The sequence below is a fragment of the Pseudomonas sp. PARCl1 genome, from assembly GCF_947311875.1.
GTDB classification, from domain to species: domain Bacteria; phylum Pseudomonadota; class Gammaproteobacteria; order Pseudomonadales; family Pseudomonadaceae; genus Aquipseudomonas; species Aquipseudomonas juntendi.
In genome coordinates this window covers 47,216-53,985 of record NZ_CAMZMX010000039.1, presented here as the reverse complement: position 1 = coordinate 53,985, position 6,770 = coordinate 47,216, and the positions used below count along the sequence as shown (strand labels likewise).

Below are 6,770 nucleotides of genomic sequence, written 5' to 3'. Positions count from 1 at the left end.
GCACCAAGGCGTTCGCGCGCGAATCCCACAGGAATAATTGGCCCGAAACAAACGTAGGAGCGAGCGCAGCTCGCGATTGCGCCGCGCGGGCGGCGCTCGATCTCACAGGTGCTGAAGATGCTGCGGCGGAAGCTGGCATAAGCAACCGGGTCAGATTATCGTGCTGCTTTCGACCCCAGGATGGACCAGCCCCCATGAGTGACGCCCACCGCGATTTGATTACGCGCTTCTACCAGGCCTTCCAGCGCCTGGACGCCGAGGCAATGATCGCCTGCTACAGCGACGATATCGTTTTCAGCGACCCAGTTTTCGGTACGCTGCGTGGCAAGGACGCGGGCGACATGTGGCGCATGCTGACCACGCGCGCCAAAGACTTCACCCTCACCTTCGACAGCGTACGCGCCGACGAGCGCAGCGGTGCCGCACACTGGGTGGCGACCCACCTGTTCAGCCAGACGGGGCGGGTGGTGGTCAATGATATCCAGGCACGCTTCATCATCCGCGATGGCTTGATCTGCCAGCACGACGATACGTTCGACCTGTGGCGCTGGTCGCGGCAGGCGTTGGGCATGCCAGGGGTATTGCTGGGTTGGTCGCCGCTGGTGCAGAACAAGGTTCGCGCACAGGCCTTCAAGGGGTTGCGCGCGTTCCAGCAGGCCCAGGGTGTGTGAAGCTGCCCCCGCAGGCGTTGGCAAGCCTTGGTATGTCTACCTGGTCAGGGCGGCCAACGGTTCGTTGTATTGCGGGGTCAGCGATGACCCGCAGCGGCGTTTTCTGGCCCATCAGAAAGGGCGGGGGGCACGGTACTTCAAGACCAGCCCGGCACAGGCGCTGGTGTATGTCGAGCAATGGCCGGACAAGGGCGAGGCATTGCGCCAGGAGCGGTTGGTGAAACGGCTGCGCAAGTCGGCGAAAGAGGCTTTGGTGGCGGCTTATCTGATGGGTTCGGCTTGAGGGTGCTGGGGCCGCTTTGCGGCCCATCGCGACGCAAGGCCGCTCCTACAAGAGGTCGCGATGCTTGCAGGAGCAGGTCGCGCGGCCCATGGGCCGTCAGTCCTTGCGTCGCTTCAGCTGGTCCACCAGGGTGGTCGGCAGCCCCTTGATGATCAGGGTGCCGGCGGCCTCGTCATACTCCACCTTGTCGCCCAGCAGGTGCGCCTCGAAGCTGATCGACAGACCTTCGGCACGCCCGGTAAAGCGACGGAACTGGTTGAGGGTGCGTTTATCCGCCGGAATCTCCGGCGACAAGCCGTAGTCCTTGTTGCGGATATGGTCGTAAAACGCCTTGGGCCGGTCTTCGTCGATCAGGCTGGACAGCTCTTCCAGCGTCACCGGTTCACCCAGTTTGGTCTGGGTAGTGGCGTACTCGACCAGCGTCTGGGTCTTTTCGCGGGCGGATGCTTCCGGCAAGTCTTCGCTCTCGACGAAGTCGCTGAAAGCCTTGAGCAGGGTGCGGGTTTCACCCGGGCCGTCGACACCTTCCTGGCAGCCAATGAAATCGCGGAAATAGTCCGAGACTTTCTTGCCGTTCTTGCCCTTGATGAACGAGATGTACTGCTTGGAGTTCTGGTTGTTCTTCCACTCGGACAGGTTGATGCGCGCCGCCAGGTGCAACTGGCCAAGGTCAAGGTGACGGGATGGGGTGACGTCGAGTTCGGCATTCACCGCCACGCCTTCACTGTGGTGCAGCAGGGCGATGGCCAGGTATTCGGTCATGCCCTGTTGGTAATGGGCAAACAGCACGTGACCGCCGGTGGACAGGTTGGACTCCTCCATCAGCTTCTGCAGGTGTTCCACGGCCTGGCGGCTGAAGGCGGTAAAGTCTGTGTCGCCTTCCAGGTACTGCTTCAGCCAGCCGCTGAGCGGGTAGGCCCCCGACTCGCCGTGGAAGAAGCCCCAGGCCTTGCCTTGCTTGGCGTTGTAGCTGTCGTTCAGGTCTGCCAGCAGGTTTTCGATGGCGTCGGAAGCCGCCAGTTCGCTATCGCGGGCGTGCAGCACGGCGGGGCTGCCATCAGGCTTCTTGTCGATCAGGTGAACGATGCAATGACGGATAGGCATGAAATTCTCGGCGGGCTGCAAAAGTCGCCAAGTTTAACCCAGACACCCAGTGGTGCAGTGGCCGGATGTTGGCCGAAATGCCGGTTGTTCGTTTTTTGTTCATTTTTGTACGTGTTAAGCCAAAACCCCTGAAAAACCTGCATTTAATCGAAGTGCGCTGCGGATATTTATCCACTCCTGTGGTAGCTTTGCGCGGTCTTGCGCCCCACGCGTGGCGCATTGCTGGCAGCGTGCTGCCGTCGTGTCGAACCAAACGCCGATTTAAGTATCTACATACCCAATTGGCGCGGCCCTCCACTACAAGGGGCTGGCCCGATAACGTCGTCGTTCGCTGCATAACCATCGAATTTGATAGGGAAGGAACACCACCATGGCATTGACCAAAGACCAACTGATTGCCGACATCGCCGAGTCGATCGCCGCGCCGAAAGCCACCGCCAAGAACGCACTGGAGCAACTGGGCCAGATCGTTGCTGACCAGCTGGAAAACGGCGCTGAAATCACCCTGCCAGGTATCGGCAAGCTGAAAGTCTCGGAGCGTCCTGCCCGCACTGGCCGCAACCCTTCGACTGGCGCTGCCATCGAAATCGCTGCCAAGAAAGTCGTCAAGTTCGTGCCAGCCAAAGTGCTGACCGACGCTATCAACAAGTAATTGTTGCTGCTTTGACGAAACCGCGCCCGGCTTGCCCGGGCGCGGTTTTTTCATGCCTGTGATCGGCCCTGGGCGTACCAGCCTTGGCGTGCCGCTTCGTCGTGGAAGCTCCAGGCAACCATGCGGCTCTGCTTCTGGCCCTGGCCCATTTCGACGACACGTACGGCCTTGGCACCGGCCTTCTTCAGTGCAGCCTCTATGCCCGGCAGGTTGCTGGCCTTTGACACCAGGCTGGTGAACCACAACACGCTTCCGGCGTACTGCACGCTTTCGCTCACCAGTTGGGTGACAAAGCGGATTTCGCCACCCTCGCACCACAATTCATTGTTCTGGCCACCAAAGTTCAGCAGCGGCAGCTTGCGTTTGGGGTCCTGCTTGCCCAGGTTTTTCCACTTGCGTTGGCTACCGCGGGTGGCTTCGTCGCGGGAGGCGTGGAAGGGTGGGTTGCACAGGGTCAGGTCAAAACGCTCCTCTGGCTGCAACAGACCGCTGAGGATATGGCCCCGGTTCGCCTGCTGGCGCAGGGCAATGGCCTTGCCCAGGCCGTTGGCCTGGACGATGGCCTTGGCCGAGGCCAGGGCTACCGGGTCGATATCCGAGCCGAGAAAGCGCCAGCGGTAGTCGCTGTGGCCCAGCAGCGGGTAAATGCAGTTGGCACCCACGCCGATGTCCAGCGCGCGTACCTGGGCGCCCTTGGGAATTTCCCCCGCGTTGTCCGTGGCCAGCAAGTCCGCGGCTACGTGGATGTAGTCGGCGCGGCCGGGAATGGGCGGGCACAGGTAGTCGGCGGGGATATCCCAGTGCTGGATGCCGTATTGGGCCTTGAGCAGGGCACGGTTGAATACCCTTACGGCTTCGGGGTTGGCGAAGTCGATGCTGGGTTTGCCGTGGGGGTTGGTAATGGTAAAGCGGGCCAGGTCAGGGTGGGCCTTGATCAGGCTGGGGAAGTCGTAGCGCCCCTGGTGCCGGTTGCGCGGGTGCAGGGTAGGTTTGTCGGTCATGGCGGGGTCCGGTGTTGCAGGCCTTGGGGCTGCTGTGCAGCCCTATCGCGACACAAGGCCGCCCCTAAAGGATAGCGGCGCCTGTGAAACCGGCACCGTCCTGTAGGGGCGGCCTTGTGTCGCGAAAGGGCCGCACAGCGGCCCCAGCGGTCTATCAGGTTGTCACAGCGCTGCAATGCGCGCGTGCTGCTCGGTGAAGTTGGCCAGGGCCTGTTCGGACTCGGCCAGCTTGGCGCGCTCCTTCTCGATCACCGCAGGCGGGGCCTTGTCGACGAAGGCAGCGTTGGACAGCTTGCCACCCACGCGTGCCACTTCGCCCTGCAGGCGCTGAATTTCCTTGTTCAGGCGCGCCAGCTCGGCATCCTTGTCGATCAGCCCGGCCATCGGTACCAGCACTTGCAGGTCACCCACCAGCGCAGTAGCCGACAGCGGTGCCTCTTCGGCATCGCTCAGCACGGTGAACGATTCGACCTTGGCCAGCTTCTTCAGCAAGGCTTCGTTCTCTTGCAGGCGGCGCTGGTCGTCGGCGTTGGCGTTCTTCAGGAACAGTGGCAGCGGCTTGCCCGGGCCAATGTTCATTTCGGCGCGGATGTTGCGCAGGCCGACCATCAGCTCTTTCAGCCATTCGATATCACCTTCGGCGGCAGCATCGATGCGGCTTTCATTGGCCACCGGCCATGGCTGCAGCATGATGGTCTTGCCTTCGATACCGGCCAGCGGTGCGATGCGCTGCCAGATTTCCTCGGTGATGAACGGCATGAACGGGTGTGCCAGGCGCAGCGCCACTTCCAGCACGCGCACCAGGGTGCGGCGGGTGCCGCGGGCGCGCTCGACCGGGGCATTTTCGTCCCACAGCACAGGCTTGGACAGCTCCAGGTACCAGTCGCAGTACTGGTTCCAGATGAACTCGTACAGCGCCTGGCTGGCCAGGTCGAAGCGGAACTGCTCCAGCTGGCGGGTCACTTCGGCTTCGGTGCGCTGCAGCTGCGAGATGATCCAGCGGTCAGCCAGGGACAGCTCATAGGCCTCGCCGTTCTGGCCACAATCCTCGCCCTTGTCCAGCACGTAGCGGGCAGCGTTCCAGATCTTGTTGCAGAAGTTGCGATAGCCTTCGACGCGGCCCATGTCGAATTTGATGTCGCGGCCTGTGGACGCCAGCGAGCAGAAGGTGAAGCGCAAGGCGTCGGTGCCGTAGCTGGCGATGCCTTCGGGGAATTCGGCCTTGGTCTGCTTGGCGATTTTCTCGGCCAGCTTGGGCTGCATCATGCCGCTGGTGCGTTTTTCCAGTAGGGCGTCGAGGGTGATGCCGTCGACGATGTCCAGCGGGTCCAGCACGTTGCCCTTGGACTTGGACATCTTCTGGCCCTGGCCATCACGCACCAGGCCGTGCACGTACACGGTCTTGAACGGAACCTGCGGGGTGCCATCCTCGTTCTTGACCAGGTGCATGGTCAGCATGATCATGCGCGCAACCCAGAAGAAGATGATGTCGAAGCCCGTCACCAGCACGTCGGTGGAGTGGAACTTCTTGAGGAATTCGGTCTGCTCCGGCCAGCCCAGGGTAGAGAAGGTCCACAGGCCCGAGCTGAACCAGGTGTCGAGCACGTCGTCGTCCTGGCGCAGCACCACGTCGGCGCCCAGTTGGTGCTTGGCGCGCACTTCCTGTTCGTTGCGGCCAACGTAGACCTGGCCGGCCTCGTCGTACCACGCCGGAATGCGGTGGCCCCACCACAGCTGGCGGCTGATGCACCAGTCCTGGATGTCGCGCATCCACGAGAAGTACATGTTCTCGTACTGCTTGGGCACGAACTGGATGCGGCCGTCTTCCACGGCAGCAATGGCAGGCTCTGCCAGCGGCTTGGTGGACACGTACCACTGGTCGGTCAGCCAGGGCTCGATCACGGTACCGGAACGGTCGCCTTTCGGCACTTTCAGGGCGTGGTCGTCGATGCTGACCAGCAGGCCCTGGGCGTCCAGGTCGGCCACGATCTGTTTGCGCGCCACGAAGCGGTCGAGGTTGGCGTACTGCGCCGGCAACTGGGTGTCGACCTGCTCGTTGACGCTGCCGTCGAGGTTGAAGGCCTGGGCGTTGGCCAGTACGACGGCATTCTTGTCGAAGATGTTCAGCAGCGGCAGGTTGTGCCGCTTGCCGACTTCATAGTCGTTGAAGTCGTGGGCCGGGGTGATCTTCACGCAGCCGGTGCCGAACGCCGGGTCGCAGTAGTCGTCGGCGATGATCGGAATGCGGCGGCCCACCAGCGGCAGCTCGACGTACTTGCCGATCAGTGCCTGATAGCGTTCGTCATTCGGGTTGACCGCCACGGCGGCGTCGCCCAGCAGGGTTTCCGGGCGGGTAGTGGCAACCACCAGGTAACCCTCGCCTTCGGCGGTCTTGGCGCCATCGGCCAGCGGGTAGCGCAGGTTCCACAGGTGGCCTTTTTCGTCGTGGTTTTCCACTTCGAGGTCGGAGATGGCCGTGTGCAGCTTGGTGTCCCAGTTGACCAGGCGCTTGCCGCGGTAGATCAGGCCATCTTCGTGCAGGCGCACGAAGGCTTCCTTGACCGCTTCGGACAGGCCGTCGTCCATGGTGAAGCGCTCGCGGCTCCAGTCGACCGACGAGCCCAGGCGGCGGATTTGCCGGCTGATATTGCCGCCGGACTGATCCTTCCATTCCCAGACCTTCTCCAGGAACTTCTCGCGGCCCAGATCATGCCGGTTCTGGCCCTTGGCCTCGAGTTGGCGCTCGACCAGCATCTGGGTGGCGATACCGGCGTGGTCGGTGCCTGGCTGCCACAGGGTGTCGCGGCCTTGCATGCGGCGGAAACGGATCAGGGCATCCATGATCGCGTTGTTGAAGCCGTGGCCCATGTGCAGGCTGCCGGTGACGTTCGGCGGCGGGATCATGATGGTGTAGGACTCGCCTGCACCTTGTGGAGCGAAATAGTTCTCGGACTCCCAGGTGTTGTACCAGGAAGTTTCGATGGCGTGCGGCTGGTAGGTCTTATCCATGCGCGGCGGGACCCTGTGCATTTATTCGGGAAAGCCGGGAAGTATAACCA

6 protein-coding genes are annotated in these 6,770 nt (G+C 62.4%); 3 read left to right on the top strand and 3 right to left on the bottom strand.

The features are described 5' to 3' along the window. Positions 1–194 precede the first annotated feature (194 nt). Together QME24_RS18915 and QME24_RS18910 are read left to right on the top strand one after the other, a co-directional pair. Positions 195–671, top strand: a complete 477-nt coding sequence (locus QME24_RS18915) for a nuclear transport factor 2 family protein (protein ID WP_281690950.1) — start codon at positions 195–197, stop codon at positions 669–671. Next, a complete protein-coding gene (locus tag QME24_RS18910; protein ID WP_029886781.1) occupies positions 664–954 on the top strand; it encodes a GIY-YIG nuclease family protein in 291 nt (96 codons plus the stop codon). Before QME24_RS18915 ends, QME24_RS18910 begins: the two co-directional genes overlap by 8 nt. A 96-nt stretch (positions 955–1,050) precedes the next feature. Here the strand turns inward: QME24_RS18910 and yejK are convergent, their stop codons facing one another. Continuing rightward, complete coding sequence (yejK, locus tag QME24_RS18905) at positions 1,051–2,058, bottom strand: nucleoid-associated protein YejK (protein WP_009687046.1); 1,008 nt, start codon at positions 2,056–2,058, stop codon at positions 1,051–1,053. A gap of 370 nt (positions 2,059–2,428) precedes the next feature. Between yejK and QME24_RS18900 the strand changes: the two genes are divergently transcribed. Continuing rightward, positions 2,429–2,710: an HU family DNA-binding protein gene (locus QME24_RS18900; RefSeq protein ID WP_003255106.1), complete on the top strand. Its 282-nt coding sequence runs from the start codon at positions 2,429–2,431 to the stop codon at positions 2,708–2,710. A gap of 50 nt (positions 2,711–2,760) precedes the next feature. Here QME24_RS18900 and rlmF read toward each other — a convergent pair whose 3' ends face one another. Then, positions 2,761–3,711, bottom strand: a complete 951-nt coding sequence (gene rlmF / locus QME24_RS18895) for a 23S rRNA (adenine(1618)-N(6))-methyltransferase RlmF (protein WP_115293429.1) — start codon at positions 3,709–3,711, stop codon at positions 2,761–2,763. Between the two features lie 162 nt (positions 3,712–3,873). Beyond that, positions 3,874–6,720 carry a valine--tRNA ligase gene (locus QME24_RS18890; protein ID WP_281690949.1) on the bottom strand — a complete coding sequence of 949 codons (2,847 nt, stop codon included), beginning with the start codon at positions 6,718–6,720 and terminating at the stop codon, positions 3,874–3,876. Positions 6,721–6,770: the final 50 nt, after the last annotated feature.